This is a genomic window from Kitasatospora sp. NPDC059812, from assembly GCF_042732075.1.
Taxonomy (GTDB): Bacteria; Actinomycetota; Actinomycetes; order Streptomycetales; family Streptomycetaceae; genus Kitasatospora.
The window spans coordinates 4,254-29,618 of the sequence record NZ_JBHWIO010000049.1; the positions used below are offsets into that span (position 1 = coordinate 4,254).

The following is a 25,365-nucleotide window of genomic DNA, read 5'->3' on the forward strand; positions in this document are numbered from 1 at the left end:
TCCGGCACGTCCGTGCGATTCCGGCACGCCTGAACGTCGCCCCGGCGCGCGCCGGGGTGGGGGGGGCCCCCGCCCGGGCGCGGCGGGGGTGCGGCGGCCGGACCTGGTCGCGCTCCGGGGCCGGCCGGGTACGGTGCGCGGTGGGCCGCACCGGGGCCGGGGGTGCGCCCCGGAGCCGTTCGGGGGCGGGTGGTCGGCGGATCCTGGAAAGGTCGGACCAGCACGGGTCAGGGCGCGCTTTCCCGGTCGCCGTGGCGCCCGTCCTCGCCGTGCCGGCTCCCTTCCCAGCGGCGGTTCCGAACCGCCGGCACCGCCAACACCACCGTACCGGCCACGAGTTGCCAGACCGCACCGAGCAGCAGCACCTTGTCCACGCCGATCCGGTCCGCCGCCGGTCCGGCCGCCGCCAGCCCGAGCGGCCCCAACACGAACGCGCCGAGCGCCCCGAAGGAGTTGACCCGGCCGAGCACCTCCGGCGGCACCCAGCTCTGCATCGTCGTGCTGACCAGCGTCCCGCTGACCGCCGAGCCGACCCCCGCCACCAGCGCGCCCGCCACCACCCACGGCAACGGCGCACCGGCCGCGAGCGCGGCGGAGGGCAGCGCCCAGGCCAGCGTGGCCACGGTGGCCACCGCGAGCGGCCGCTCGGGCCGGCGCCCGAGCATCACCAGCCCGCCCAGCACCGCACCGACGCCGTACACCCCCATCACCAGGCCCCAGGCCCGGGCGCCGCCGAGGTCCCGCTGCGCGGCGAGCGGGCCGAGCACCAGGAACGGCGCCCAGACCAGCAGGTTGAACAGGCCCATCTGGACGGTGGTGATCCAGAACCACGGCCGGGAGGCGAACTCCGACCAGCCGGCCCGCAGTTCGGCGAGCATCGGCTGCTCGCCGCCGGCCGCGTTCGCCGCGCGGTCGGGCAGCCGGAGCCTGGCCAGGGCGAACGCGCCGACGCCGTACGTCACCGCGTCGGCCAGCAGGACCACCGCCGGTCCCTGCGTCGCCGTCACCAGGCCGGCCGTCGCGGGCCCGGCCACCGTGGCCACCGAACGGGCCAGCCCCAGCAGGGTGTTCGCGTCGGCCAGGAGCTCCTTCCGGCGCACCAGGCCGGGCACGATCGCTCCGAGGGCCGGCAGGAACAGCCCCTCCCCGATCCCCCACACCGCCACCAGCGCGACCATCGCCCAGACCGGCGCCCGCCCGGCCGTCAGCAGCGCGGCGAACACCGCCTGGACAAGCCCGCGCAGGACGTCCGAACCCAGCATCACCCGGCGGCTGCCGAACCGGTCCGCGATCACCCCGCCGGCCAGCAGCACCAGCACCACCGGCAGGATCCGGGCCGCCATCACCCACCCCAGGTCGGTTCCGCCGCCGCCGTCGAGCACCGCGAAGGCCACCGCCACCGGCGCCATCGAGGAGCCGAGGAGAGAGGTCGAGTAGCCGACGAAGAACCACGCGAAATCGCGCTCGCCCAGCACGGCGAGCCGGTCTCCCAGCCGCCGGCGGCGGGCCGGGATCCGTTCCGCATCCACTGCCATGGGCGGCAGTCTGCCCCCGGACGGGAACGGCGTTCAAGGGTTTCCGGGGAAAAGTTGAGTCTTTTGGCCTCAATATTTCACGCCCCGCCGACCGCCGCAGTAAACGGCCTCAGAAACGGCTGTTCACCTGCGATTTACTGCGCTTCGTGGGTAGCCTTCAGGAGTCCGGCCCGAGTTGATTTACTGCGGAAGAGGCCCCGACATGGCAGAGCTCCCCCCAGTCGAGTACGCCGTCGCCGTCGAGCGCTACCTGGCCGCCTCCGGGCTCGCCGAAGGCTCCCGGCGGATCTACCGGATCGCCCTGAACACCTGGGCCTGGGCCCTCGCCGACCGACCCGCCCCCACCGGCCCCGAACGGCGGCGCGCCCGGCCGCCCGTCCTCCCGCTCGCCCTGCTCGACCACCCGGACGCCGCCCGCCGCCTGCGCACCGCCGCCGACCGCCGCCGCGCCGACACCGACCCGCGCACGCTCAACCGCGAACTCTCCACCCTGCGCGCCGCCGTGGCCTGGTGGCGGGCCCAGCACTGGCTCGACGACGACCCCACCACCGACCTGCACCCCGGCCCGCGGCCCGGACCGACCGTCGCTCCCCTGACCCCCGACGACCTGCGCGCCCTCTTCGCCCTCCGCGCGCCCCTGCGCGAACAGTCGCTCTGGCACCTGCTCCACGAGTCCGGCGCCGCCATCGACACCGTCCTCGCCCTCGACACCGACCACCTCGACCTGCCCCGGCACCGCACCCTCCACCGGCCCGGCCGCACCCCCGTCCACTGGCAGAGCGGCACCGCCCGACTGCTCCCCCTCCTCGTCGCCGGCCGCACCACCGGCCCGCTCTTCCTCACCGACCGCCGCGCCCCCGCCAGCACCCCCGCCTCCGACCGCTGCCCCCACACCGGCCGCGCCCGCCTCTCCTACCGCCGCGCCGCCGAACTCCTCACCGCCCACACCGCCCCCTTGACCCCCGGCGCCCACGGCTGGACCCTGCGTCAACTACGCCCCGGTGCACCTCCGGCACTGGATTCCGACGGCCGGGCACGACACCCTGGCACCCCCGATCGAAGGGACCCCGCGTGATCCCCGACAACGAGACCCGGCGGCGCCGGGAGGCCGTCAGCCGACTCGCCACGGAACAGGCGGTGCTGATCGAGACCGCGGAGAGCTCCGGCACCGGCTTCCTGGTCGCCCCCGACACCGTGCTGACCTGCGCCCACGTCGTCCGCTCCGACCCGCACCCGGCAGTGACGGTGCACGGGCGCACGCTCCGGGCCGAGGTGGTGGCCCGGGAACCGCGGCAGGACCCGGACGGCGGCATCTACGCGTACCCGGACCTCGCGGTGCTCCGCCTCCCCGAACCGCTGGACACCGCGGGCGTCTGGCTCGCCGATCAGGTGCCCCCCGGCGGCTCGGACGTGATCGTCCACGGATTCAGCGACGCGACCCTGGACGCCGGCACCCACCGGGACACCCTGTACCTCTCCGTCGTCGGCCGCTCCGGCGAAGCGGGCCACTTCGTCCGGCTCAAGAGCGACCAGGTCGTCCAGGGGTTCAGCGGCAGCCTCGTACTCGACCCCGCCACCGGACGGGTGTGCGGAGTGCTCAAGACCTCCCGCGACGAGACGGCCGTCCTGGGCGGCTGGATGGTCCCCGTCGACGCGGTGCGGACCTGCTTCCCCGAACTGGCCCGGCGCAACGGACTCGGCCACCGGCCCGGCACGGCCTGGTACGACCTGGCGATGGACCGGGCCGGACGCCAGGTCCGGCTCTTCGGGGCGTACGGGCACCACCGCCCCCGCCAGACGCCCCGGCCGACCCCCGCCCAGCTGCTGACGCAGGGCGCGATGCCCTTCGTGGACCGCCCGGAACTCGCCGAACTGCGGGCCTGGTGCGCCGACGAGACCCCGCTGCTGCTGCGCCTGCTCCACGCGCCCGGCGGCTCCGGCAAGACCAGGCTCGCCGCCGAGCTGTGCCGGCTGATGGCCGAGGACGGCTGGCTCGCGGGCTTCGTGCAGCGCAGCAGCCTCGCGGCACCGGGGTGGCTGGACGAGCTGACCACCGCCCTCGACGACGGTCTGGCGGTCCTCGCCGTCTTCGACTACGCCCAGGCCCGGCTGGAGGACATCCGCACCCTGGTGGAGCACGTCTCCCGGTTCGGACCCGAGCAGCCCCGGCTGCGCCTCCTGCTGCTCGCCCGCACGGCCGAGCCCTTCTGGCGGGCGCTGCAGAGCGGCGTCGACGACTGGGCGCTGGCCGACGCCAGCGTCGTGGAACTCCCCAGGACGATCCCCTCCGTCCCTTCCGCTGCTTCCGCTGCTTCCGCCGGGGACGCCTCGCCCGCCGCGCTGGTCGTCTCGGCCTTCGAGGTCTTCGCCCGACGACTCGGCCACGACCGCCTGCCCGTACCGAGGAGCCTTCCGTCGCGCGCCGGGCGGGAGGACTCGCTGCTCGGCGTGCTGGCACTCGCGCTGGACGCCGTCCTCACCCTCGCCCGGGGAAGCAGTTGGTCCGGGCACGGCGATCCGCTGGAACGGCTCTGCGACCACGAGGTCCGGGTCTGGCACGCGCAGCTCACGGCGTGGCTGCCCGCGGAGCCGGCCCTGGCCGGCGAGGCCGGCCGGCTCCTGGCGGAAGGGCTCCTCCTCGTCCCGGTCCTCGCCCCCGGGCGGCGCTCGGACCGGCTGATCGCCCTGCTGGAACGGGTCCGGGCCGAGGCCTTCCCCCACCAGCCGCCCCTCAACATGAACGTCGTCAACGCCCTCCTGCGCATGCTCTACCCGGCCGAGGACGGCCTGGTCGCCCCCGTCGGCCCGAGCCGGATCGGCGAGATCCTGGTCCGCCGGGTGCTGAGTACGCCGGAGAGTTCGGGACGCTCCGAGGAGTACCTGCTCGCCCTGCTGGACCCGCCGCACCCCGCCTCGCCGCAGGAGCGGATCGCGGCGGCCACCGAGACCGTGGAGATCCTCGCCCGCGCCCGCGGCTGCACCGGGGTGGGGCGGGTCGTGGACCACCCCGCCCACCCGGCCCTGGACGCCGCACTGGCCCGGAGCATCACCGAGCGGCCCGACGCGCTCCTGCCGGCCCTGGCCGTCAACGGCGCCGTACTGCCGCACGCCGAACCGCTGGCGGCCCTCATGCTGCCCGCCGTGCAGGCGTGCGAACCGGACGTCCTCACCGCCGTCGAGAGCCGGCTGCCCGGCTACCCCTCCAGCATGTCGCCGGTGGCGGCGCTGGTCCTGAAGCGCCTGTTGGACCAGCCGGACCCCGAATTCGGCGAGGAGGACCAGCTGCGCAGGCTGCGCCGCCTCATCAGCTACAGCCTCCGGCTCGACGAGACCGCCCCGGGCGTACCCGGTGCGGACGGACTGGCCCCGGGCGTACTCGCCGCGGACGGCGTCCGCCCCGGCGACGGCGACTCGGCGCTGACCGCCGCCCAGCAGGCCGTCCGCCTCAGCCGGGACCTCGTCCGGCAGACCGGCCGCCACCTCCCCGAGTACGCGAGGGCGCTCCACAACGTGAGCCTCCTGCTGCACCGCGCCCACCGGACCGAACCGGCGCTCGAACACGCCAGGTCGGCCGTCGCCCGCTACGAGGAACTCCTCGCCGGGGCGGACGGGGACGACACCCTGCGCCAGACGTACCTCCTGGACACCGCGACGGCGCTGAGCACCCTGGCCCTGGTGCGGATGGAGGACGGCCAGGTGAGCGCGGCCCTCGACGCAGCCGCGCACGGCGTCGAGCTGTGCGAGGAGGCCGAACCGGGGTCCCGGCAGGACGACACCCTGCTGACCTGCCTCCAACTCCTCGCCCGGTGCGGGCAACTGGCCGGCCGGCCCATCGAGGCGGTGACGGCCGGCTACCGGGCGCTCGCGCTGCTGCGCGAGCTGGCCGACCAGCAGCCCGGCCGCTACCTGGCCAGGCTCCCGGAGGCGTTGCACCGGCAGGCGATCGGCCTCGTCCGGGCCGGACGGGACGACGAGGCGTACCGCGCGCTGCGGGAGGCCGCACAGCTGCGGGCCGCCCTTCCGCCCGGCGACCGGCAACGGCTCGCCGCGCAACGGTCCTCGCTGCGGATGCTCGTCCAACTCTCCTCGGAGATAACCGAGTTCACCGACGAGCGCGCACACTGGGTGGAGCAGCTGGCGACCATGGGCAATCATGGCAGGTGAGGCCGCCGCCACCTGCGGCCCTACGACGGCAGGTAGGAGCATGATGCCCACGGACTCTCAGGACCTCGCCTCGCCCGCACCGATCCGACGCCGCCAGGCCGTCGAGGTCTTCGGGAACCGCTTCGGCCGGCTCTACAACGACGAGGTCGTCGCCCCGGGCGGCACGGCCGGCAACTACCTCCGGTGGCAGTGGTCGCAGACCGGCGTCGTCGTGGTGGCGACCGGCCCCGACGGCATCGCGCTGGTGCCCTCCTACCGCTACCCGGTCGGCGCCGCCTCGCTGGAGTTCCCGCGCGGCGGCTGCGAGCCCGGCGAACCCCCGGAGGAGGCCGCCGCGCGCGAGCTCAGGGAGGAGACCGGCCTCATCGCCTCCACCGTGGAGAGCCTCGGCCTGATCCACGCGGACACCGGCCTGATCGAGAACGGCATCCACGTCTGCCGCGCCACCGTGCTCCCCGGAGGCACCGCCACCGCCCGGCCGGAGGCCATGGAATCGGTGACCGACCCGGTCTGGGTCTCCCCCGACCTGATGGCGCGCTGGCTGCGGCAGGGCCGGATCACCTGCGGCGTCACCCTGGCCGCCTTCGCCCTCCTCCAGGCCCACCCCGACCCGCAGACGGCGGCCGTCAGAGGGTGACCACCCGCTCGAAGGGGTCGAGCTCTCGCAACGGCCGCGGCTGTGCCCGGCGCTGCGGGTCCGGGACAGCCGCACCCGGGCCGTTCACCACGTGGAGCGACAGGTCGCGAACGCCGTCGGCCGCCGGGGAGACCACCTCCAGGCCGGCCCCCAGCCGACCGGCGACCGGGTCCTCGTCCAGCCCGAAGCGCATCAGCCGGACCTCGCCCCGCAAGTGCTCCCACGCCAGGCCCCCGACGCGGCGGAAGGTGCGCTCGAACGCCTCCAGCGTCCACGAGCTGAACTCGTCGACCGCGGAACGCAGCACCGCCGTGTCCGGCTGGATCCCCCGGCGCAGCCGCCCCAACTCCGCCACCAGGGCCACCCGGGAGGGCTGCTCGATCGCCTCGAACACCACCTCCACCGGGAGTTGGGACAGCAGCAGGTTGTCGAGCAGCACCGCCGGGAACCCCGCGTACTCGACGAGTCGCCGGCTCCGGAAGACCGGGATGGTGCCCTCGCCGTCGCGCGGGCCGGCCATGCCGACGCCCAGGGCCTGCGGCAGCGCCCGCCGGTAGGACTCGCCGGCCCAGTCGTCCACCGACTGGAGCACGAGGACGAGTTCGGCGCTGCCCCCGGGGCGCGCGCTCCGGTAGGCGGCCAGCCAGTCCCGGAGTTGCTTGTAGAGCAGCGGATCCTGCTCGGCGACCCAGGCGCGCGCGGCTTCGAGGGCCTCCCGTGCGCTCCCGGCGAAGTCCCGCTCGGCGGCCTCGATCCGCGCCAGGACACCGGACTTGAACGCGGCGGCGACGGCCGACCCGTCGTACGGCTCCGTGTGCGCGGACGACACCTCGGTCAGCCGCTCCACGTAGGGGACGTCGGGCGCGTTCTCCACGCCCTCGGCCCGGTGGCCGTCGCTGATCCGGTGCAGGGTCCCGCCCGCCCGCAGCGCGACCCTCAGCCGGCCGGCCTCCAGGAGAGCGCCGAAGTCCGAGAGCGCCGCCGTCCCCGGGGACCAGCGGACCTTCCGCGCCTCCTCGGCGTCGACGAGCGCCCGGAAGTACCTGTTGTTGAGGCCCTGCGAGTCGCCGATCAGCAGGGTGTCGGCGAAGAGGACGTGCAGCAGGACCCGTGACCGCAGGTCCGAGGCCCGGTCGATCGGCGCCGCCGCGTGCGGCTCCACATCGGAGAGGTAGATGTGTTCGGTACCCTCCGCCCGCTGTCCCATATCCATGGCCTGCCACCCTTCGGCGCCCGATACAGTTCCCCTCGCGAAGAAGAAGGATAGGCCCACGGCCCGGGCCGGCCACCGGCTTTCCGGCAATTCGACCCCGGCAACGGCACCCCTTGGAGGAGAAATGTCGGAGCTTGTCCAAGTAGTGACGCCCGAGGGGACATTCTGGGCCCGCATCGAGGAGCAGCGCGGCCCCAGGGACGTCGCGCTGCGCCGCCCCAGCTACCAGCTGGACGACCTGGCGGGCACGCTCCAGACCGTGGTCGGCAACGTGCGGTCCGGCCTGCGGGCGGCCGCCCCCGACGAGTTCACGCTCGAATTCGGAATCGAGCTCTCCGTCAAGACGGGAGTCCTCGTGAGCGCGGTGACGGGAGTCGACGGAAAGGCCAGCCTGAAGGTGACGGCGACCTGGCGGAAAAACGGCGAGACCGCCCTTTCCGGCCCGCCGAACGAATCGGAGGAACCGGAGGAGTCCGACGACTCGAACGAATCCGGCGAACCGGCCGAATCCGCACCCGAAAGCGGCTGACCAACCGCCACGCACCACCCGACGGCCCGCGGCACGCCCCGGCAACGACGAAGGGCCAGCTCCTCCGGATCACTCCGGTGAGCTGGCCCTTCGGGCGCCGGTCGCATCGCTTCCTACGCGAGCCCCCTGTCGGGTTCGAACCGACGACCCCCGCTTTACAAGAGCGGCCGTCCGCCACCCTGCCCGGCCTGCGGCTCGGCCACCCTGCCGGTTCCCCTGTCCTTACCCCGCCGACACCCGCAACTGACCGCCACGTACCGCCCGTTCTGGCACGCCTGTGGCACGCGACAGCTCAGTCGAGAAGGATCTCCTCGGGCCTGCGGTTGAACACTTCGAGCGAGCGGCTGCGCAACAGAGCATCAACGCATGCCATGAGGTCGCCACCGTGATCCTGGCCCGCTATTTCGTACAGCTCCTTGATCAGATCCTGCCCGTTGATCAGCACCACTGGGTACTGGTCTTCGACCATCTCCAACTGTGCCGGCTCCGAGTACGAACCGGTGGTGACGTACACGCCGATCCACCCGCGCCTGAGCCTGGCCACAACTCGGGCAATCTGCTCGGCTGACACCAGGCTGTCCGGCTTGATGCACTTCGCCTGTCCCAGAACGACCAGCTTGGTACCGGCCAGACCACTGCCGAGATCCAACCGACCAACGAAGTCCGCCCCGCCGTCCCCCGACCGGCGGGTCAGCCAGCCCTCGTTGTACTTGTGACCGGACGCCCGCATCACCTTCGCAGCGACGACCGCGGCCAACACCTCGAACGCGTGCTTGTTGTTGTCGAACCGCTTGTAAACCGCTTGGAGGTCCGCTTCGAGAAAGCTGCCCGGAGTCGGCTTCTGGTCGCGAACCTTGACGACCTGCGAACGTGCCACCCGCCGACGCACCTTCGGCAGCATCGAATGACCGTGCTTCACCCACTCCCGCCATGCTGCGGGCGCCAGTTTCAGAACTTCGGCATCGGTCCGATCGGGGTCACGCCGTGCGGTGATCCAGTCCCAGTCCAGTTTGTCGTCCTCCGCGGTGAGGTCGATCACCACGAGATCGAAGACGTAGTTGGTGAACGTCAACCGCGCCGGCCCACCCCACTGCACCACGCGCTCTGCCCGCTCGATCAGCGCGACGCCACAGAACTGGACATGTCCCTTGACCTTGCCGTTCTTCGACACCGACCGGAACAGCAGCAGCGGCGCCGCAGCAGCCCGCCCCTCGGCTGTGGGCGCCTGGTGGCTACCGAACGCCTCCAGCAACGCCGCGTTGCCTGTGGTGGTACCGACCGGCTTCGTCATCTCCGGCTTGTGGTCACCGAAGTAGCGGACGTGCCCGTTGTCGATGTCGAAGACGTCGTGCCACGGCGTCTGCTCCGATCCCGCCTTCCAGGGACTCGACCGGATCATCACCGCCGGGCGCCGCATCCCGTCGCTCGCTTTGACCTTGGCCATCGCATTGATCCCAGCTTCGAGCAGGGCCCGCTTCTGGCCAGGACTGTCTGTGACGAAGTAGAAGTTGTCGAACCCATCGACCGTCGCTGGCGCCGTGTCCTTCGAAGCCGCGTACCGCAGCACATCACCCACACGCAACGAATGCCCCACAGCGCCCCCTTCAACGAACAGACCGATCCGCCCGCAATCCTGGCATGCTGGTAAGACAATAGGACTACCGTCCCGCTTGACGGGCGCTACGCCGGAAGGCCCCACCGGCTATCTCCGATGGGGCCTGTTAGGGGAGCCGCTAGCTCGCGGCCGCGATGTACCCAGGCAACCCGGGCACCTAACCGGCCTGAACGCGCGGCGCGGCTGACCTGCCCGAACGGTCCTCAAGCGTCCGTGACCGCCCGCCTAAGTCCGCACCCGTTGTGGTGTAGTTAGACACTCGACTTCGCAGCAACCTCATCGGATAGGTAGGTATCTCCTCGGGCGTCGGTTGAGCACTTTTAGCGGATGACTGATTGATCATCACGCATGTTAAGGCCCTGCCGCGCACATGCCGCGACTACTCTCATCCGGGTGGACGCTGTCATGGTTCGTTGAGATGCTCCTGGGCTGTTGCAATGAAGGAGTTGAGTAGGCGGACCCCGAGCTCTGCCGTATCTACGTAAGACCGCGCCTCCTCAGCATCGATCGCGTCACCTGCGTGCGCCGCACGATTTCGCAAGACCCTTAGACCTCTCAGGGCGACCACGGCCATCTGATTGAGGCCAGCCTCGGAGAGGATTTCGATAAGTCGACTAGGCAAGCGGTCTGCCGGACGTTGGCTACGGCGTGGACCTGGCAGAACATCAACTGCTTCATTGAGCTTCTGTTCAACGACCCTGAAGGCTGCTAGGACGGCTCCCTCTGGTGTCGCGTCGGCGACCCCACGGAACACCTCAAAGACGTTCTCCTCCGGTGTCTCCTCTGAGTGGGAAGCTGGCTGTTGGTCCGCCGCCGCCTCAGCCGCTGCCTGAGCCCTTTCGACGTCCTCGCCGAAGGCGGCTGTGATGCCGCCACCATTCACTTCCTTCAAACGGTCAAGCAGCTTGCGGAACTGCTCCCTGAAGGCGAGGGCAATGAAGAGCACGATCAGGGGCCAGATGAGTGCCTTGACGAACTCAAGGACGAGCTTGGCTATTTCCACCCACACATGATGTCGGAGGCACGCTGCGGCTGGCGGCCACTCTGCCGATTTTGCGCCGCCAGCAGCTTGCGGCCTGAGCGGCTGGTCCCCTCCTCGATCGGGCAGCTTCGCCGCACCCGGGTTCTCCAGGGGCCGCCAAGGCTCACTCCGTGACGCGTGCGCTTGGCCTTGGCGGCCCCTGGAGGTTCCGGGTACGCCCTTGGGTGACCGGTCGAGGTGGGGGCCTCCCGCGACCCGCCCACGATCACCACGTCGAAGCCGCACCCATGCGCATACCCCTGGCCCCTCCGAGGAGGGCCCGGCGGAGCCTCATGCTTTGACCCGCACCGTCCGTCCGGCGGGCTCTCTCATCTCGGCATCCCCGGCCGCACGCTAGCGTGCGCGGTCGGCCGCCGCCGGCGTGGGGCGCAGACAGGAGCGGCGGCGTGCGGCAAGGCCGCGCGCTGGCGCGCTGTGCGCGCCCTTGAACCAGTAGCGAAACTCGTAACAGTCATCTTCTGACCCCACCCCCTCACACCCTCCCTCCAGCTACCTACCCCCACCCCACACGCCGCCCGCATGGGCTTGCACAGAACCGGCGCTCACGCCCTGAGAATCACTTACTGCTTGCCCAGCAAGCCTTCCGGCTCGCGCTGCATGAGTACCACCGTGGCATCGTCGTGGCACTTCGAGCGGGGCCAGCGTCGCCTTTGTGGATCTGAGCGTTCGAGCTCCCGCGTGTGGTTGATGACCCCGCGTGGGCCACTCGTCTCCAGCCGGCTCATGAGGTCGGGCCAGCCCATGACCCCAAAGTCGTCAACGGCCCGGGCTGCACCATCTGTCAGAACTGCCGCGGCTCGGACGCTTGACAATGACACCTCCCCGGTCAGGCTCTGTTCGGCAGCACCAGCTTCGGTGGCAGCGACCCAGTAGCCAGCCGCGCTGTTCATGAGCTGCCTCTGGGCGTAGGCCAGAGCCGTCCGCCTCTCGGTTTCGGGAAGATGCTCCAACTCTTTTGCCATGTCGGCTCGTTGCTGGTCAGTGACCGCCGACACCCGGTGATCTGAGATCACGTCAATTCCGTCGGGCAGGCTGAGCACAGCGGTCGAGTCTGCGAGCACCAACCACTCAAAGGCATCACCGCGGGCTCTCGTGATTGCCACCGTGGACGTCGGCGTCATCGGGTTGCCCAGGTCACAGGTCCCCGCGTGCAGTCGAGCCGTGGAGTCGATCGCGTCCGCAAGACACTCGGTCAGTGCCGCCGGCCGTTCGGTCGCGTGCTTGAAGATGCTCGCGCCGAGGGTTCGTACAAACCACGGCACACCGTGAGTACAGCCGGTGTTCATGCTGCTGGGCAGCCCAGCTCCGTCGAGGAGAACAACGGTCTCGGGGCTGGCGACCGCGAAGTCCTCATTGATCCGGCCCGGGTTCGGGGCCGTCGCGACCGAGACCAGCACGTCAGGCTTCCTCGTGGCGGAGTACGCCGGTCAGGGCCCGGCTGGCGAGCACGCGTTTGGTGCCGGCCTCGTAGTCGCAGCCGATGACCATGGAGAACGACTGGTCGCCGATCTCGCCGTACAGCCCGGCAATATGGGTCGACAGGTAGTGCGCGACCCCGAGCGATCCCACCGCGTGCACACCCGCGACCAGTAGGAAGGATCCAACGCGGTCCGGCCGCGGCAACCGCCCGAAGTAGGCCACATCTGAAAGCTGGGGGCCCTCCGGGTCATCGGTTGGCGAAGTGATGACCTGTCCACTCTCCCGGTCGATCAGTGCCCACCTGCCATCTTCCAGTGTCTCGAACGACAGCCGGGGGTCGGCGGCCAGAGCGGCTGCGGTGACGGGCGACGTCTTCGGTCCGCACACAACGACCAAGCCGTCTCGGTTCAGCTCGATGGCTCCCGTGGTGGGGATGTACTCAAGCTCGCCTTCGAGTTGGAGTCGGTGTGCAAGATTGATCAACTGCTGTCCGGTGGCGCTGTCTTCAACTGCTACGTACTCGCGCTCTCCCGGCCGCTGCGGTACCGCAACGCTCACCCGGTCCACGCCGAGGAACGCGCGTTCGGCCGGCGGACCTGCATCCTTCAGTTGGGCCACGCGCGCGCGGCTGACTCCCATGAGCTTCGCGACCTCGGCCATGGACAGGCCGCTCTGCCGGAGCCAGGCGATGCTCTCCTTCCGCATCCGAGAGGTCTCGATCACGGCGGCTTGCAGCTCTTCCATCAGCTCCACGGAAGCCTTGACCCGGACGCGATGGTCCTTGATGGCCGCTACGCGCCGAACCTCATCGATCATGGCGCGGCACCTCCCAACCGACGTGCGGAGCAAGTCTCATGACACCAATGGTAAGGGGGGCTTGACACTGCGGCTAGGCGGGTCCAATCTAGTGATAAGCCCCCCTTAGCACCTGGGGAGGCGCGATCCCCGGTGGTAACCCCCCCTTAGCGGGATGCTGCCGAACACGCCGCCACCTTTCCCAGCCGCCCCTACGGGCCGCTGAAGATGAAGGAGCCCAGCTCATGCGCTTCATCCCTGTCGACACGACCGCCGCACTGGTGATGGTCGCCCAGGCACCCCGCCCGAAGCTCAAGGACCGCCGGACCGGCGAGATGGCCATGGACGCCGAGACCGGCGCGCCGCTGGTCACCCTGGATGTCACGTTCGTGGCCAACGGCGAGGCGGACATCCTGTCCCTCACCGTGCCGCAGCCGGGCATCCCGGACGGGCTGGCTCCCGGCGTGCTGGTCACCCTCACCCGGCTGATCGCCCGGCCGTGGGAGAACGAGTTCAACGGTCAGAAGCGCTCCGGCATCGCCTTCCGAGCCGACGCCGTGACGATTGCCTCCCCGGTCCTCGCCGGCGCGAACGCCTGATCGCCGTGGACACCCTGACCACGACGCTCCTGGAGCTGAGCGTCCCAGCGGCCACGGTCGGCGTCGGCGCGTTCTACGCCAAGGCAAAGATGCCCCGGACCTACTGGGCGACCATCGGCCTGCCGCTGGCCGTCCACCGCATCCGGCACGACTTCGAGAACGTCATGGAGGCCTGTGGGCTGACCGTGGAGCCCACGTTCTGGCGCGCCATGTCCTCATCCGGCACCGACCGGCCGGCCAAGCCCGCGATGCCGGTGATCCGTGGCGTGCAGCCGAGTTCGACTGGCCTGCGGATTCGACTCCGTCTCGCCCCGGGTCAGCAGACGTCGGACATGGTCGATGCGGCCGAGCGGCTGCGGCACGCCTGGGAGGTCCACGCGGTTCACGTCTCGGAGGTCAAGCCCGGGGTAGTCGACCTGCGGATCGTCGGCTTCGACGTGCTGCGGAACGTACGCATGCCTCGCCGGGCCATCGCCAAGTCCCCTGAGCTGCTTCGGGTTCCGGTCGCGCTTCGGGCCGACGGCACCGTTCACTACCGGGACTACCGGCAGGCTCCGAACGGGCTCAACCTCGGTGCCAACCAGTCCGGGAAGTCGATGTTCACCCGCAACCTGGTCCACGGCCTCGCCCCTCAGCCGGTCGCCCTGGTCGGGATCGACTGCAAGCGCGGCGTTGAACAGCGCCCCTTCGCCCCGCGGCTGTCCGCTCTGGCCACCAACCAGGGCGAAGCGCTCGGGCTGCTGCTCGCGGTGCTGGTCGAGATGGACGACCGGTACGACCTCATCCGGGACCACCAGGGCGTCCCTGGATCCGTCGTCGCCGAGGAGCTGACCGCCGACATCTGGGGCCTGCCCGAGGATGTCCGACCGGTCCCGATCGTCGTCCTGGTCGACGAGATCGCCGAACTCTTCCTGGCGGCCAGCAGGGCCGATGAGGAACGGCGGAACCAGATCGTCACGGCGCTCATCCGGCTGGCCCAACTCGCCCGCGCCGCCGGCATCTACCTGGAGATCGCCGGTCAGCGCTTCGGCTCGGAACTGGGCAAGGGCGCGACCCTGCTCCGCTCCCAGCTCACCGGCCGCACCGTCCACCGGGTCAACGACCTGGAGACGGCGAAGATGGGTCTTGGCGACATCTCCGACGACGCAGTCACGGCCTCCACCAGGATCAGCCCGGACATGCCCGGGATGGCGGTCGCCGGCGACACCTCCGGCCAGTGGTCCGAGATCCGCACGCCGTATCGCTCGCTCACCGAAGTCGCCGATCGCTGCGGCGAGTTCGCACACCTGACGCCCGACCTGGACCGTCTGGCGGCCTTCCGCCCGCAGGTCGCCAGCCCGGCGAGCATTCCGTCGATTCCCTCGACGCCGTCGGACCTGGTTCCGGTCTCGCTCGGCAAGTAGCGACACCTCCCCCCATCGGCCGGCGTGGCCGTATCGCGCCAAGTCCCTACCCCGCCATGCCTGACGCGAGGAGATCACCAATGTCCCGCAAGCCGTCCATCGCCGAGATCGGCGCCTTCCTCGGCCACCTCAAGGCCACCCGCGACAACAACGACGACGCCGGCCCGCTGCTCGCCGAGAAGGCCGACCTCCTGGAGCGCATCGCCAGGGCCAACCCGCACGACCGCGACGCCGCCCAGCTCGCCCGCGAGGCCCGCGCCGCCGCCGACCGCGCCCAGCGCAACAGCCGGTGACCCCGGTGGCCGCCCGCAAGCGCACCGCGCCGCCGAAGCCCTCGCCCTGTGAGCCCTGCAAGGGCACCGGCCAGACCACCGAGACCGTCTACGCCGGCCGGGGTTCGCGCCGCCGCCCGGTCGCTCAGCAGGAGGCGACCTGCCTCGACTGCCTCGGCGCTGGCACCGCCCCCGCATAACCCAGCCGCGACGGGACGGGCGGTCGACCACCAGATCGCCGCCCGGTCCGCACTCCACATGGGAGACAAGCCATGAAGCAGGACACCTACCACTGCGTCCTCACGCTGCAGCAGACCGTGCCCGGCGCGACCGCCATCGGCACCTTCGCGAACATCATCACGCCCTCGCCCGGGATGACCCGCGCCGACATCTTCGAGAAGGCGATCGCCACGCTGACCCGACACCAGCCGGAGCTCATCGGCGGCGCGGTCCTCTTCTTCTCCCTCGGCAAGAACCAGGTCTGACGGAGTACGTCATGCGTCGACTCCCGAAGCTGGACGCCGTACTGGCGCAAGCGGTGATCGCCGCCGCTCTCTCCTTCGCCCACCTCCACGACCTCGCCGCAGCCGCCGGCCAGGCCGGTTGGAAGTCCTGGGCCTACCCGGTGTCCGTCGACCTGTTGCTGGTCGCCGCCTGGCGCCGGATGCGTTCCGGGACCGCCCGCCGGCTCGCCTGGTGCTGGTTCGTCATCGCGCTGGCCGCCTCGCTCGGCGCCAATGTCGGCACCGCCGGGCTGCTCGACCTCGGCAACGCCCCCGCCTGGCTCCGCGTTCTCGTCGCCGGCTGGCCCGCCGCCGCGTTCCTCGGCGGCACCCTGCTCGCCCACTCGACCACCGCGCCCACCGCGGAATCCCCGACAGCCGAGCCGGAGCCGGACGACCGCGAGCCCAACGACGTCCCGCCGCTCTACGTCACCGCCGCAGAACCGATCACCGAACCGGACGTCGAGCCGACGCCCGTCCCGCCTCCTGCGGTTGTCCCGGCGATCGAACCGGCTCCCATTCCGGCGCCGCCCCAGCCTCCCGTACCGGTGCCGACCCCGGTTCCCGCGCCGGCCCCCGCGCCCACGGTCCCGGCCTTCCTCCTCGACCACGCCCGCAAGGTCGCCGACGACCACCACACCCGCACGGGAACCCCGATCGACGCCGCCACGCTTCGTGCCCGCCTCGGGGTTCAGGACCCGCTCGCCTCGGCGCTCGTCGCCGAACTCGCCTGAAGGGCTCACCTGGTGAACATCCAGCTTCCGTTCATCGTCATTCTCGCGATCGTCGCCTGGTTCATCGTCCGGCACCTCCGACTGCGCTGGTGGGCCGTCGCCGCACTCGTTCTCCTCGGCTTCTACCTCGCCGGCACCTCCGCCGCCCCGCTGATCGACAACACGACCCGCGACGGCGTGAACGTCATCAACAAGACCTCCAACAAGTAGCAAGCTAGAAAGTAGAGTTGGCTATGGCGATCACTGTCCGTCTGCCGCCCCTGGTCACCGTGGACGGCTCCGGCCTCGTCGCCGAAATCGAGGCGTACCTGGCCTCGCTTCCCGCCCCGGCCCGCATCACGGTCCCGTACATCTCGCCACTCGGCTCCACCATCCAGCCCTGGACCGCCGGCTACCCGGTCCCGCGGCTCACGCTCCTCGACCGGATCACCCACCGCCCGGCCCGTCCCGTCCCGGTGAGCGCCGCCAGCCACCTCCGGCTCACCTCCCGCTACATCGGCGCCTTCGGATGGCTCCAGGGCGCCATGTGGGACTCCGCCGGCCGCGTCTGCCTCCTCGGCGCCCAGGCCGCCGTCCTCGCCCACGGCTACGGCACCCCGGCCACCGTCACCACCGCCCGCGTCCAGCTCATGGAGATTCTGCACGCCACCGGGCGTCCCGCCAGCTCCCCGGATGAGTACAACGACCGCCCCGCCACCCGGCAGGCCGACATCCACCACCTGCTCGCCCAGGCCGCCAGCCGCGCCCAGCGCCTCGGCCTCTGACCTCCCCGGGACGGCCAACACGCCGCCAGCATCCCGCCGGCCCGGAGATCGCAACCCCAACCACACCCATCACGAAGGACCGCACATGGATCTGCCCACGATCTTTGCCGCCGGTGCACCGCTGATCGGATGGACCACCCACGGCGCCTGGCTGAACCGCCGCCTCGCGACCGCCCGCCGCGACCCGCTCACCGGGCTCCACACCCGGGACGGCTTCATGACCCGCGCCCACCGGCTGACCCAGCGCCACCCGGACCGGGCCTCGGTGCTGCTGATCGACCTGGACGACTTCAAGGCCACGAACGACACCTACGGCCACGTCGCCGGCGACGTCGTGCTCACCGCAACCGCCGCTCGCCTGTCCGCCTGGTGCGGCCGTCCCGGCATCGCAGCCCGCCTCGGCGGGGATGAGTTCGCCGCCGTCGTCCTGGACGCCCCCGAGCGCCTGCCCGACCTGCGCGCAGCCCTCAACCAGCCGGTCCCGCACTCCGGCCTCACGCTCCCGGCCTCCGCCTCGGTCGGCATCTGCCCCGTCGCCGAGCTGCCGATCGTCTCGCTCACGGACGCACTCGCCTGCGCCGACCGGGACATGTACGCGCACAAGCGCGACGGTCGCACCTCCCGCCGCCGCTGATTCGAAGACCGGCCCCGGGGCGGCAACACGCCGCCAAGCATCCCGCCGCCCCGAGGCCGCAACCCCTTCCCGAACCGAAGCCCACGAAGGAGACCACCATCATGCCGCAGCACAGCCACGCCCCGAGCCGGATTTGCCCGAACTGCTCCGGCTTCGCCTCCGTCGTCATCGCCACCGGCATCCGCCTCCGCGACGGCTCCCGCGCCACCATCCCCGTCACCTGCCCGGCCTGCAACGGTGCTGGCACCGTCGCCCGCCCGATGGCCACCACCGCCGCCAAAGCGGCCTGACCGATGGCCCTCCTCGACTGGCGCGACTCCCGCCACTGGGCCCCGCAGCCCGCCCCCTGCGGCGTCTGCGACAAGCCCACCAACCTGCGCTCCGACCGAGGCAAGCCCGTCCACAAGGTCTGCGCCGAAGAGTGGACCGACCGCCACCAGAAGCCCGCCGACCAGTCCTGACCAGCCCGGCCCCGGGACTTGGTGCCACTGGTCCGTCCCGGGGCCTCCCCACGAAGGGAGGCATCACCTTGAAGCGCCACATCATCGACCTGTTCGCCGGCCCCGGCGGCTGGTCCGAGGGCCTGCGCCGCCTCGGCCACACCGACACCGGCCTGGAGATCGACGCCGCCGCCTGCGCCACCCGCGCCGCCGCCGGTCACCGCACCATCCGCACCGATGTCGCCGCCTACCCGACCGCGCCGCTCGTCGGAAGGGTCTCCGGCCTGATCGGCTCCTCGCCCTGCCAGACCTTCAGTACGGCCGGACTCGGCGCCGGAGCCGACGACATCGAGCTCTGCCACCAGGGCCTCGACGACCTCGCCGCCGGCCGCGACACCCGCTCCGCCCTTCGGACCGCCACCGACGCACGCTCGCTCCTGGCCGTCGAACCCCTGCGGTACGCCCTCGACCTCCGCCCCGACTGGATCGCCCTGGAAGAGGTCCCCTCGGTGGAACCCCTCTTCGCCCACATCGCCCGCGTCCTGCGCGGCATCGGCTACTCGACGTGGGTCGGAGTCCTCAACGCCGCCGACTACGGCATCCCCCAGACCCGCCGCCGGGCCTTCCTCCTGGCCTCCACGACGCACCAAGTCGCCCCACCCGAAGCCACCCACGCCAAGGTGCCCGAGCCCGAAAGCCTCTTCGGCCCCGGCCGCGCCGCCTGGAACACCATGGCCGACGTCCTCAACCTGGCCACTGGCGATGTCGTCACCCGCGGTGAACACACCGGCGGCGGCAACCGCTTCACCACCGCCGGGCCCGCCTGGACCCTGACGGGTCGAGCCCGATCGTGGAAGCTCTCTGCCACCGATTCCAGCCCCCAGCGCGAACTGACCACCGCCGAAGCGGGGCTTCTCCAGGACTTCCCCGCCAGCCACCCGTGGACCGGCTCACGGACCAAGCAGTTCGAGCAGATCGGCAACGCCGTCCCGCCGGGCCTCGCGGTCGAAGTCCTCCTCTCGGTTCTCGAACCCGCCTCGCGTTCCTTGGCGGTGGCCGCATGATGCCGTCCCTCCACCCCGAGCGCGAACACCTGGCACTCGCCGACCTCGCCCGGCTCGCCATGCGGGGCGACCTCCCCCGTCTCCACGACCAGATCCGCCGTACCGGCGGCTGCTCCAACCCGATCCACCTCAAGGGCTTCCGCACCCTCACCCACGCCCCCACCGGCGCCGTCTGGCACCGGTACTCGACGGAGCACGAGCCCGGCCAGCGTCTCAAGGTCGCCTGCGGCAACCGCCGCTCCTCCCGCTGCCCGTCCTGCGCCCGCACGTACTCGGCGGACACCTTCCACCTGATCCGTGCCGGGCTCGCCGGAGACACCACCAAGAACGTCCCGACCACCGTCCGCTCCCACCCCCGGGTCTTCGCCACCCTCACCGCCCCCTCGTTCGGCCCGGTCCACAACCGGCCCGACAAGGGCACCTGCCGCTGCGGCCACGCCCACCCCGCCGGTTCGCCTCTGCTTGGCACGCCACTGGCCCCGGAGCGCTACGAGTACGGGCACGCGGTGCTGTGGAACAACCACGCCCCGGACCTGTGGCGTCGCTTCACGATCTACCTGTTCCGGGTCATGGCGAAGATGACCGGGCTCTACCAGCGGGACTTCAAGGAGCAGGCGAAGATCTCGTTCGGCAAGGTCGCCGAGTACCAGCGCCGCGGCGCCGTCCACTTCCACGCCGTCATCCGCATCGACGGCCCCGACGGCCCCGACACGCCCCCGCCCGCATGGGCCACCGTCGCCCTGCTGGACGCCGCGATCCGGGCCGCCGCCCGCCGAGCCGGTGTCCCTGTCGCTGCCGGGGGTGACCAGCCCGCCCGGGTCCTTCAGTGGGGCACACAGGTCGATGTCCGCCCGATCGGGGCCTTCGCCGGCGGGGAGATCACGGAACGGGCCGTCGCCTCCTACGTCGCCAAGTACGCCACCAAGTCCGCCGAGACGACCGAAACCGTGGACCGGCGCATCCTGGAGCGCCACGAACTCGACCGCCACGACCTGCCCGCCCACACCCGCCGCCTGATCGAAACCTGCTGGGACCTCGACAAGGACTATCCGGGCCGCCTGCTGGCGCACTGGTCCCACATGCTCGGCTTCCGCGGCCACTTCTCCAGCAAGTCCCCCACCTACTCGACCACCCTCGGCGCCCTCCGCCAGGTCCGCGCCGACTACCGCGCCGACCAAGCCCGCACCGAACTCCGGGAACGCCTCCTCGCCGCCGGACTCCCGGACCTGGACGACCTTCCCGACGCCGAAACGCTGGTCCTCGCCCACTGGACCTTCGCCGGCGCCGGAAACTCCCCGGGTGAGTCGATGCTCGCCGCCACCATCGCCCGGGACCTGCACGAACGCCACACCAGCGACCGGCAGGAGATGCGCGCACAACTCGCGCGAGAAGAGGGGGACGCAGCATGGACCGCCTGCTGACCGTCAAGGAAGTCGCCGAACGCCTCGGCACCTGGGAGACCAGCGGGGAGCGCTTCCCCCGCCGCCTGGTCGCCGAACGCCGGATCGCCTTCGTCAAAGTCGGCCACCACGTCCGCATCCCGGAAACCGCCCTCGCGAACTACGTGTCCGCGAACACTGTCCAGCCGGCCACCCGGTCCCGTCGACTGCGGACGGTGGCGTGATGGCCAACTCCAGGGGCAACCGCCGCCGCTTCGGCTCTGTCCGCAAGCTCCCTTCCGGCCGCTTCCAGATCCGCTACCCCGACCCGGTCACCGGCCTGATGCGTCCCGGCGAGGAGACCTACCCCACCAAGACCGATGCCGAAGTCGCGCTCACACTCATCGAGGCCGACATCAAGCGCGACCAGTGGACGGACCCGGACGCCGGGAAGGTCAAGTTCGGCGACTTCGCCGACGAGTGGCTCAAGGAACGCAAGCTGGAGGAGACCACCAGGGAGCGATACGAGGGCGTCCTTCGGCTGCACATCAAGCCCATGCTCGGCGGGAAGTTCGTCTCCGAGATCACGGCGGCCCGCGTCCGCACGTGGCGAACTCGGCTCCTAGAAAAGGGAGTTGGCGAGCCGACCGTGGTCAAGGCGTACCAACTCCTCCGCAGCATCATGACCACCGCCGTGGACGATGAGCTGATCAAGCGCAACCCGTGCCGGATCAAAGGCGCCGACGTCTACGACGTCCCGGAACGGCCCGTCCTGACCGTCCCCGAGGTGTACGCCGTGGCGGCGGCCATCCAGCCGCAGTGGCGGGCGCTCGTGCTGCTGACCGCGTTCACCACGCTCCGCCTCGGCGAGCTGGCTGCACTCCGCCGCCGGGCCATCGACCTGGACGCCCGCATCCTCTGGGTCCGCCGGAATCAGGCCGAACTGAGCAGCGGCAAGCTGATCACCAAGGCGCCCAAGAGCCGCGCCGGCTTCCGCCCGGTTTCGTTCCCGGACCTGATCGTCCCCGACCTCGAACGCCACCTGGAGCGTCACGCGGCCAAGGGGCAGGACGGCCTGTTCTTCGTCGGCCCCCGGGGTGGCAGGCTCCGCCGGAGCAACTTCCGGGACGACTGGACGGCCGCCAAGGCCAAGGCCGGCGTCTCCCCGGACGTCCACTTCCACGACGTCCGGCACACCGGTAACAACATCGCCGCGCAGAACGGGGCCAGCACCCGGGAGCTCATGACCAGGATGGGTCACAGCACCACCCGGGCCGCGCTGATCTACCAGCACATGACCAGCGACCGGGACCGTGCCATCGCCGACAAGATGGGCGACGCCGCCCGGAAGGCCCTCGGGGACGACGACGACCCGCCGGACTGTTCTGGCACGCCCGTGGCACAGCCCGAGTAGCGCCGCAGCAACGACGAAGGGCCAGCTCTGCCGGATCACCCCGGTGAGCTGGCCCTTCGGGCGCCGGTCGCATCGCTTCCTACGCGAGCCCCCTGTCGGGTTCGAACCGACGACCCCCGCTTTACAAGAGCGGTGCTCTGGCCAGCTGAGCTAAGGAGGCACGGTGACCGTCCGCGAGGGATCACGGCGGCACCGGGGGCAGTCTACCGGGCCCGGCAGGTGGGGTGGGGGGATATCCGGGGGTTGGCGGGGTGGGGTGGGCGTGATGGAACCGATGCCGAAATCGGGCGGGCTGGGGGCTGACAAGCGGCGGAGGCGCAGGTAGCGTCGCCCGGAGTCGGTTCGTGAGGTGGTTCAGACCACTGGGCGGGCTGACGGAGACGAACGAACGCCCCTTTACTCGGATCGTCCGGCACGTTCCTGCCGGTGAAGGAGAGAACAATCATGGCTTCTGTCACGTACGAGCAGGCGACCCGCGTCTACCCCGGGGCGGACAAGCCCTCGGTGGACGCGCTGGACCTGGAGATCGCGGATGGCGAGTTCCTCGTGCTGGTCGGCCCCTCGGGCTGCGGCAAGTCGACCAGCCTGCGCATGCTGGCCGGTCTGGAGGACGTCAACAGCGGCTCCATCCGGATCGGTGACCGGGACGTCACGCACCTGCCGCCGAAGGACCGGGACATCGCCATGGTGTTCCAGAACTACGCGCTGTACCCGCACATGACCGTCGCCGAGAACATGGGCTTCGCGCTCAAGATCGCCGGCGTGAACAAGACGGAGATCCGCACCAAGGTCGAGGAGGCCGCGAAGATCCTCGACCTGACGGAGTACCTGGACCGCAAGCCGAAGGCGCTGTCGGGTGGTCAGCGGCAGCGTGTCGCGATGGGCCGCGCGATCGTGCGCCAGCCGCAGGTCTTCCTGATGGACGAGCCGCTGTCGAACCTGGACGCGAAGCTGCGTGTCTCGACCCGTACCCAGATCGCCGGCCTCCAGCGCCGCCTGGGCATCACGACGGTGTACGTCACCCACGACCAGACCGAGGCGCTCACCATGGGCGACCGGGTCGCGGTGCTCAAGGGCGGCGTGCTCCAGCAGGTCGACACCCCGCGCAACATGTACGACCGGCCCTCTAACCTGTTCGTGGCCGGCTTCATCGGCTCGCCCGCGATGAACCTGGTCGAGGTGCCGCTGGTGGACGGCGGCGTGAAGTTCGGCGGCTCGGTGGTCAACGTCTCGCGCGACGACCTGGCCGGCGCCGGCACCGACAAGTCGGTGACGGTCGGCATCCGCCCGGAGCACTTCGAGATCGTCCCGGCGGGCGGCATCGAGGGTGTCGCGGTGACGGTGAACGTCGTCGAGGAGCTCGGCTCCGACGGCTTCGTGTACGGCACCACCAAGATCGGCGGCGAGGACAAGGAGCTGGTCGTCCGCGTGCACGGCCGGCAGATCCCGGCCCGCGGCGAGACGATCCACGTCGTGCCGATCGCCAACGAGACCCACGTGTTCTCGACCAGCTCGGGTGCCCGCCTGAGCAGCTGAGCACGGCGCGCCCTGCCGGTCGGTCGACCGGCGGGGAAAGCCGGCACGACGGAGCCCGTCGGACCATTCCCGGTCCGACGGGCTCCGTCCGTACACCCCCACGTCAACACGGTGTGGGGACGAACTCGGACACGGTGTCACTCGATGGTGTCACGGAGGGCGATCCGACCCGTACCCACCGCTACTCTCCTGAGGGTGAAGCAGCTTGTACGCCGTATCGGCCAGACCGTCGCCCTGACCCTGCCGGTCCTCCTGGTGACCACCGGCACCCTCGCCGTGACCCGGGTGCCATGGGCCCCGCCGACCAACCTCGACCAGCAGGTCGTGGCGGCGTCCAGTGGTGACGGCGCCGGGATCGGGCGTTCCGCCACCGCGGGCACGTCCCCGGACGGGCTCGCCCCGCAGGAGTCGCTGCGGGTGGCGCTGCTGGACGAGCTGCGGGCGAAGAACCCGTCCGCCGCGCTGGACCTGCTGGAGCGCTCGATGCGCGAGCAGCCGTCGCTGACGCCGTACTGCACCTCGCTCGCCGGCGAGCTGGGCAAGGCGGCGGTGCGCAAGTACCAGGGCGACGTCCAGCGGGCCCGGTCCTTCGCCCGCCCGGTCTGCGACGGGTCGTTCGCGGCGGGCATCGCCGGCTGACCCGGCAGCTGACCCGCAGGCCGGCCCGACGGCCGCGGGCCGACGACGCCTGCGGGCTCGGGCTCCCGGCCCCGGTGGGCGTCCTATTGTTCAGGCATGACCGCTGACTCCGGCCCCACCGCCGATCCCGCGTCCCCGCCGACCCACCCGTCCCGGCCGACCACGACGCCCGTCACCCAGGCCGTGATCCTGGCCGGCGGCCAGGGCTCGCGGCTGCGGCCCTACACGGACGACCGCCCGAAGCCGCTGGTCGAGATCCCCGGGACGGGCACGCCGATCCTCGGCCACCAGCTGGCCTGGCTGGCCTCCGAGGGCGTCACCGACGCGGTGGTCTCCTGCGGGCACCTGGCCGCCGTGCTGGAGGAGTGGCTCGACAAGGCGGACCTGCCGCTGCGCGTGCGCACGGTGGTCGAGGAGGAGCCGCTCGGGCGCGGCGGCGGCCTCAAGTACGCGGCCAAGGCGCTGCCCCGCCCGGACGAGCCCTGGTACGCCACCAACGGCGACATCTGGACCCGGTTCAGCCTGCGTGACATGGCCGCCTTCCACCACGAGCGGGACGCCGTCGCGACGCTCGCGCTGGCCCGGCCGCGCATCCCGTGGGGGGCGGTGGAGACCGACCAGTTCGGCAACGTGCTGGACTTCATCGAGGCGCCGCCCTCGCCGTTCCTGATCAACGCCGGGCTGTACGTGTTCAGCCCGGAGTTCGCCGAGCTGCTGCCGGACGTGGGCGACCACGAGCGCACCACGTTCCCGCAGCTGGCGCGCAGCAAGCGACTGGCGGGCTACCAGCTGCCGCAGGGCGTGTACTGGCGTGCCATCGACACCGCGAAGGACCTCACCGAGGCGGCCAAGGAGCTCGCCTCCGGGGCCGGCCGCTCACCGCGGTAACCGCCGCACCCCCGGCGCCCCGGCGCCCCCGCCTCCCCCGGCGCACGACGAGGGGGCGGGGGGGGGCGGCCCCCGGCCCCCCCCCCGCCGCGGGGGGGGGGCGCGCGGGGGGGGGGGGGGGCCCCCGGGGCGGGGGGGGGGGGGGAC

At 71.5% G+C, this 25,365-nt stretch carries 28 protein-coding genes and 2 tRNA genes; 22 read left to right on the plus strand and 8 right to left on the minus strand.

Translation table 11 applies throughout. The annotated features are described in order from the left end of the window. Nucleotides 1-227 precede the first annotated feature (227 nt). Nucleotides 228-1,535, minus strand: coding sequence for an MFS transporter (locus ACFV6D_RS23270; RefSeq protein WP_380561000.1), 1,308 nt, complete (start codon nt 1,533-1,535; stop codon nt 228-230). Between the two features lie 202 nt (nt 1,536-1,737). Between ACFV6D_RS23270 and ACFV6D_RS23275 the strand changes: the two genes are divergently transcribed. Genes ACFV6D_RS23275 through ACFV6D_RS23285 form a run of 3 tightly spaced genes read left to right on the plus strand, consistent with a single transcriptional unit; the run spans nt 1,738 to nt 6,336 of the window. Next, nucleotides 1,738-2,610, plus strand: a complete 873-nt coding sequence (locus ACFV6D_RS23275; protein ID WP_380561001.1) for a hypothetical protein — start codon at nt 1,738-1,740, stop codon at nt 2,608-2,610. Continuing rightward, on the plus strand, nt 2,607-5,699 hold the full coding sequence (locus tag ACFV6D_RS23280) for a trypsin-like peptidase domain-containing protein (RefSeq protein WP_380561002.1): 3,093 nt from the start codon (nt 2,607-2,609) through the stop codon (nt 5,697-5,699). The genes ACFV6D_RS23275 and ACFV6D_RS23280 overlap by 4 nt, the downstream gene beginning before the upstream one ends. Nucleotides 5,700-5,742: 43 nt before the next feature. Then, nucleotides 5,743-6,336: an NUDIX hydrolase gene (locus tag ACFV6D_RS23285; protein WP_063348805.1), complete on the plus strand. Its 594-nt coding sequence runs from the start codon at nt 5,743-5,745 to the stop codon at nt 6,334-6,336. Here the strand turns inward: ACFV6D_RS23285 and ACFV6D_RS23290 are convergent. Beyond that, nucleotides 6,326-7,549 carry a hypothetical protein gene (locus tag ACFV6D_RS23290; protein ID WP_380561003.1) on the minus strand — a complete coding sequence of 408 codons (1,224 nt, stop codon included), beginning with the start codon at nt 7,547-7,549 and terminating at the stop codon, nt 6,326-6,328. The genes ACFV6D_RS23285 and ACFV6D_RS23290 overlap by 11 nt on opposite strands. A 124-nt stretch (nt 7,550-7,673) precedes the next feature. Here ACFV6D_RS23290 and ACFV6D_RS23295 point away from each other — a divergent pair, with 124 nt between their 5' ends. Further along, entirely contained in the window at nt 7,674-8,078 is a 405-nt protein-coding gene (locus tag ACFV6D_RS23295; RefSeq protein WP_380561004.1) for a CU044_2847 family protein, read from the plus strand. Between the two features lie 120 nt (nt 8,079-8,198). Here ACFV6D_RS23295 and ACFV6D_RS23300 read toward each other — a convergent pair. From ACFV6D_RS23300 to ACFV6D_RS23320, 5 genes are all read right to left on the minus strand, one after another. Next, nucleotides 8,199-8,278, minus strand: a tRNA-Thr gene (locus tag ACFV6D_RS23300). Between the two features lie 92 nt (nt 8,279-8,370). After that, nucleotides 8,371-9,654, minus strand: coding sequence for a restriction endonuclease (locus ACFV6D_RS23305; protein ID WP_380561005.1), 1,284 nt, complete (start codon nt 9,652-9,654; stop codon nt 8,371-8,373). 442 nt (nt 9,655-10,096) lie between these two features. After that, nucleotides 10,097-10,696 (minus strand): hypothetical protein, encoded by a 600-nt coding sequence (locus ACFV6D_RS23310; RefSeq protein WP_380561006.1) that lies wholly within the window; start codon nt 10,694-10,696, stop codon nt 10,097-10,099. Between the two features lie 599 nt (nt 10,697-11,295). Continuing rightward, complete coding sequence (locus ACFV6D_RS23315; protein ID WP_380561007.1) at nt 11,296-12,132, minus strand: hypothetical protein; 837 nt, start codon at nt 12,130-12,132, stop codon at nt 11,296-11,298. Nucleotide 12,133: 1 nt separating this feature from the next. Continuing rightward, the gene (locus tag ACFV6D_RS23320; RefSeq protein ID WP_380561008.1) at nt 12,134-12,970 is read right to left on the minus strand and encodes a sigma-70 family RNA polymerase sigma factor; all 837 of its coding nucleotides are present in this window, start codon (nt 12,968-12,970) and stop codon (nt 12,134-12,136) included. Nucleotides 12,971-13,194: 224 nt separating this feature from the next. On the opposite strand from ACFV6D_RS23320, the gene ACFV6D_RS23325 reads away from it, so the two are divergent. From ACFV6D_RS23325 to ACFV6D_RS23395, 15 genes are all read left to right on the plus strand, one after another. Then, entirely contained in the window at nt 13,195-13,548 is a 354-nt protein-coding gene (locus tag ACFV6D_RS23325; protein WP_363370541.1) for a hypothetical protein, read from the plus strand. Nucleotides 13,549-13,553: 5 nt separating this feature from the next. Further along, on the plus strand, nt 13,554-14,951 hold the full coding sequence (locus ACFV6D_RS23330; RefSeq protein WP_380561009.1) for an FtsK/SpoIIIE domain-containing protein: 1,398 nt from the start codon (nt 13,554-13,556) through the stop codon (nt 14,949-14,951). 80 nt (nt 14,952-15,031) lie between these two features. After that, nucleotides 15,032-15,244 (plus strand): hypothetical protein, encoded by a 213-nt coding sequence (locus ACFV6D_RS23335; RefSeq protein WP_363370537.1) that lies wholly within the window; start codon nt 15,032-15,034, stop codon nt 15,242-15,244. A gap of 5 nt (nt 15,245-15,249) precedes the next feature. Then, the gene (locus ACFV6D_RS23340; protein ID WP_363370535.1) at nt 15,250-15,423 is read left to right on the plus strand and encodes a hypothetical protein; all 174 of its coding nucleotides are present in this window, start codon (nt 15,250-15,252) and stop codon (nt 15,421-15,423) included. 72 nt (nt 15,424-15,495) lie between these two features. Then, the gene (locus ACFV6D_RS23345) at nt 15,496-15,708 is read left to right on the plus strand and encodes a hypothetical protein (protein ID WP_380561010.1); all 213 of its coding nucleotides are present in this window, start codon (nt 15,496-15,498) and stop codon (nt 15,706-15,708) included. Nucleotides 15,709-15,719: 11 nt separating this feature from the next. Further along, entirely contained in the window at nt 15,720-16,460 is a 741-nt protein-coding gene (locus tag ACFV6D_RS23350; RefSeq protein ID WP_380561011.1) for a DUF2637 domain-containing protein, read from the plus strand. Between the two features lie 12 nt (nt 16,461-16,472). Then, the gene (locus ACFV6D_RS23355; RefSeq protein WP_380561012.1) at nt 16,473-16,670 is read left to right on the plus strand and encodes a hypothetical protein; all 198 of its coding nucleotides are present in this window, start codon (nt 16,473-16,475) and stop codon (nt 16,668-16,670) included. Nucleotides 16,671-16,693: 23 nt separating this feature from the next. After that, complete coding sequence (locus ACFV6D_RS23360) at nt 16,694-17,224, plus strand: hypothetical protein (protein WP_380561013.1); 531 nt, start codon at nt 16,694-16,696, stop codon at nt 17,222-17,224. A gap of 85 nt (nt 17,225-17,309) precedes the next feature. Beyond that, complete coding sequence (locus tag ACFV6D_RS23365) at nt 17,310-17,858, plus strand: GGDEF domain-containing protein (RefSeq protein ID WP_380561014.1); 549 nt, start codon at nt 17,310-17,312, stop codon at nt 17,856-17,858. 101 nt (nt 17,859-17,959) lie between these two features. Next, complete coding sequence (locus ACFV6D_RS23370) at nt 17,960-18,148, plus strand: hypothetical protein (RefSeq protein ID WP_380561015.1); 189 nt, start codon at nt 17,960-17,962, stop codon at nt 18,146-18,148. A 3-nt stretch (nt 18,149-18,151) separates the two neighbouring features. Further along, a complete protein-coding gene (locus ACFV6D_RS23375) occupies nt 18,152-18,319 on the plus strand; it encodes a hypothetical protein (protein ID WP_380335615.1) in 168 nt (55 codons plus the stop codon). Nucleotides 18,320-18,387: 68 nt separating this feature from the next. Continuing rightward, the gene (locus ACFV6D_RS23380; protein ID WP_380561016.1) at nt 18,388-19,362 is read left to right on the plus strand and encodes a DNA cytosine methyltransferase; all 975 of its coding nucleotides are present in this window, start codon (nt 18,388-18,390) and stop codon (nt 19,360-19,362) included. Continuing rightward, on the plus strand, nt 19,359-20,783 hold the full coding sequence (gene repSA, locus ACFV6D_RS23385) for a replication initiator protein RepSA (RefSeq protein WP_380490167.1): 1,425 nt from the start codon (nt 19,359-19,361) through the stop codon (nt 20,781-20,783). The genes ACFV6D_RS23380 and repSA overlap by 4 nt, the downstream gene beginning before the upstream one ends. After that, complete coding sequence (locus tag ACFV6D_RS23390; RefSeq protein ID WP_380561017.1) at nt 20,768-20,986, plus strand: excisionase family DNA-binding protein; 219 nt, start codon at nt 20,768-20,770, stop codon at nt 20,984-20,986. The genes repSA and ACFV6D_RS23390 overlap by 16 nt, the downstream gene beginning before the upstream one ends. Further along, nucleotides 20,986-22,155 carry a tyrosine-type recombinase/integrase gene (locus tag ACFV6D_RS23395; protein WP_380490163.1) on the plus strand — a complete coding sequence of 390 codons (1,170 nt, stop codon included), beginning with the start codon at nt 20,986-20,988 and terminating at the stop codon, nt 22,153-22,155. The genes ACFV6D_RS23390 and ACFV6D_RS23395 overlap by 1 nt, the downstream gene beginning before the upstream one ends. A gap of 86 nt (nt 22,156-22,241) precedes the next feature. Here the strand turns inward: ACFV6D_RS23395 and ACFV6D_RS23400 are convergent. Continuing rightward, nucleotides 22,242-22,315 (minus strand) — tRNA-Thr (locus tag ACFV6D_RS23400). Nucleotides 22,316-22,599: 284 nt separating this feature from the next. Here ACFV6D_RS23400 and ACFV6D_RS23405 point away from each other — a divergent pair. The 3 genes from ACFV6D_RS23405 to ACFV6D_RS23415 all read left to right on the plus strand — a co-directional run bounded on the left by ACFV6D_RS23405 (nt 22,600) and on the right by ACFV6D_RS23415 (nt 25,218). After that, on the plus strand, nt 22,600-23,691 hold the full coding sequence (locus tag ACFV6D_RS23405; protein WP_063348802.1) for an ABC transporter ATP-binding protein: 1,092 nt from the start codon (nt 22,600-22,602) through the stop codon (nt 23,689-23,691). Nucleotides 23,692-23,886: 195 nt separating this feature from the next. Continuing rightward, complete coding sequence (locus tag ACFV6D_RS23410; protein ID WP_063348801.1) at nt 23,887-24,330, plus strand: hypothetical protein; 444 nt, start codon at nt 23,887-23,889, stop codon at nt 24,328-24,330. 96 nt (nt 24,331-24,426) lie between these two features. Beyond that, on the plus strand, nt 24,427-25,218 hold the full coding sequence (locus ACFV6D_RS23415; protein ID WP_363375148.1) for a nucleotidyltransferase family protein: 792 nt from the start codon (nt 24,427-24,429) through the stop codon (nt 25,216-25,218). The last annotated feature ends 147 nt before the right edge of the window (nt 25,219-25,365 follow it).

Bases quoted from the DNA above. Each gene is read 5' to 3' on its own strand.
- ACFV6D_RS23270 (WP_380561000.1), bottom strand. From the start codon at position 1,535: ATGGCAGTGGATGCGGAACGGATCCCGGCCCGCCGCCGGCGGCTGGGA.
- ACFV6D_RS23275 (WP_380561001.1), top strand. From the start codon at position 1,738: ATGGCAGAGCTCCCCCCAGTCGAGTACGCCGTCGCCGTCGAGCGCTAC.
- ACFV6D_RS23285 (WP_063348805.1), top strand. From the start codon at position 5,743: ATGCCCACGGACTCTCAGGACCTCGCCTCGCCCGCACCGATCCGACGC.
- ACFV6D_RS23290 (WP_380561003.1), bottom strand. From the start codon at position 7,549: ATGGATATGGGACAGCGGGCGGAGGGTACCGAACACATCTACCTCTCC.
- ACFV6D_RS23295 (WP_380561004.1), top strand. From the start codon at position 7,674: ATGTCGGAGCTTGTCCAAGTAGTGACGCCCGAGGGGACATTCTGGGCC.
- ACFV6D_RS23320 (WP_380561008.1), bottom strand. From the start codon at position 12,970: ATGATCGATGAGGTTCGGCGCGTAGCGGCCATCAAGGACCATCGCGTC.
- ACFV6D_RS23325 (WP_363370541.1), top strand. From the start codon at position 13,195: ATGCGCTTCATCCCTGTCGACACGACCGCCGCACTGGTGATGGTCGCC.
- ACFV6D_RS23335 (WP_363370537.1), top strand. From the start codon at position 15,032: ATGTCCCGCAAGCCGTCCATCGCCGAGATCGGCGCCTTCCTCGGCCAC.
- ACFV6D_RS23345 (WP_380561010.1), top strand. From the start codon at position 15,496: ATGAAGCAGGACACCTACCACTGCGTCCTCACGCTGCAGCAGACCGTG.
- ACFV6D_RS23350 (WP_380561011.1), top strand. From the start codon at position 15,720: ATGCGTCGACTCCCGAAGCTGGACGCCGTACTGGCGCAAGCGGTGATC.
- ACFV6D_RS23360 (WP_380561013.1), top strand. From the start codon at position 16,694: ATGGCGATCACTGTCCGTCTGCCGCCCCTGGTCACCGTGGACGGCTCC.
- ACFV6D_RS23365 (WP_380561014.1), top strand. From the start codon at position 17,310: ATGGATCTGCCCACGATCTTTGCCGCCGGTGCACCGCTGATCGGATGG.
- ACFV6D_RS23370 (WP_380561015.1), top strand. From the start codon at position 17,960: ATGCCGCAGCACAGCCACGCCCCGAGCCGGATTTGCCCGAACTGCTCC.
- ACFV6D_RS23375 (WP_380335615.1), top strand. From the start codon at position 18,152: ATGGCCCTCCTCGACTGGCGCGACTCCCGCCACTGGGCCCCGCAGCCC.
- repSA (WP_380490167.1), top strand. From the start codon at position 19,359: ATGATGCCGTCCCTCCACCCCGAGCGCGAACACCTGGCACTCGCCGAC.
- ACFV6D_RS23390 (WP_380561017.1), top strand. From the start codon at position 20,768: ATGGACCGCCTGCTGACCGTCAAGGAAGTCGCCGAACGCCTCGGCACC.
- ACFV6D_RS23395 (WP_380490163.1), top strand. From the start codon at position 20,986: ATGGCCAACTCCAGGGGCAACCGCCGCCGCTTCGGCTCTGTCCGCAAG.
- ACFV6D_RS23405 (WP_063348802.1), top strand. From the start codon at position 22,600: ATGGCTTCTGTCACGTACGAGCAGGCGACCCGCGTCTACCCCGGGGCG.
- ACFV6D_RS23415 (WP_363375148.1), top strand. From the start codon at position 24,427: ATGACCGCTGACTCCGGCCCCACCGCCGATCCCGCGTCCCCGCCGACC.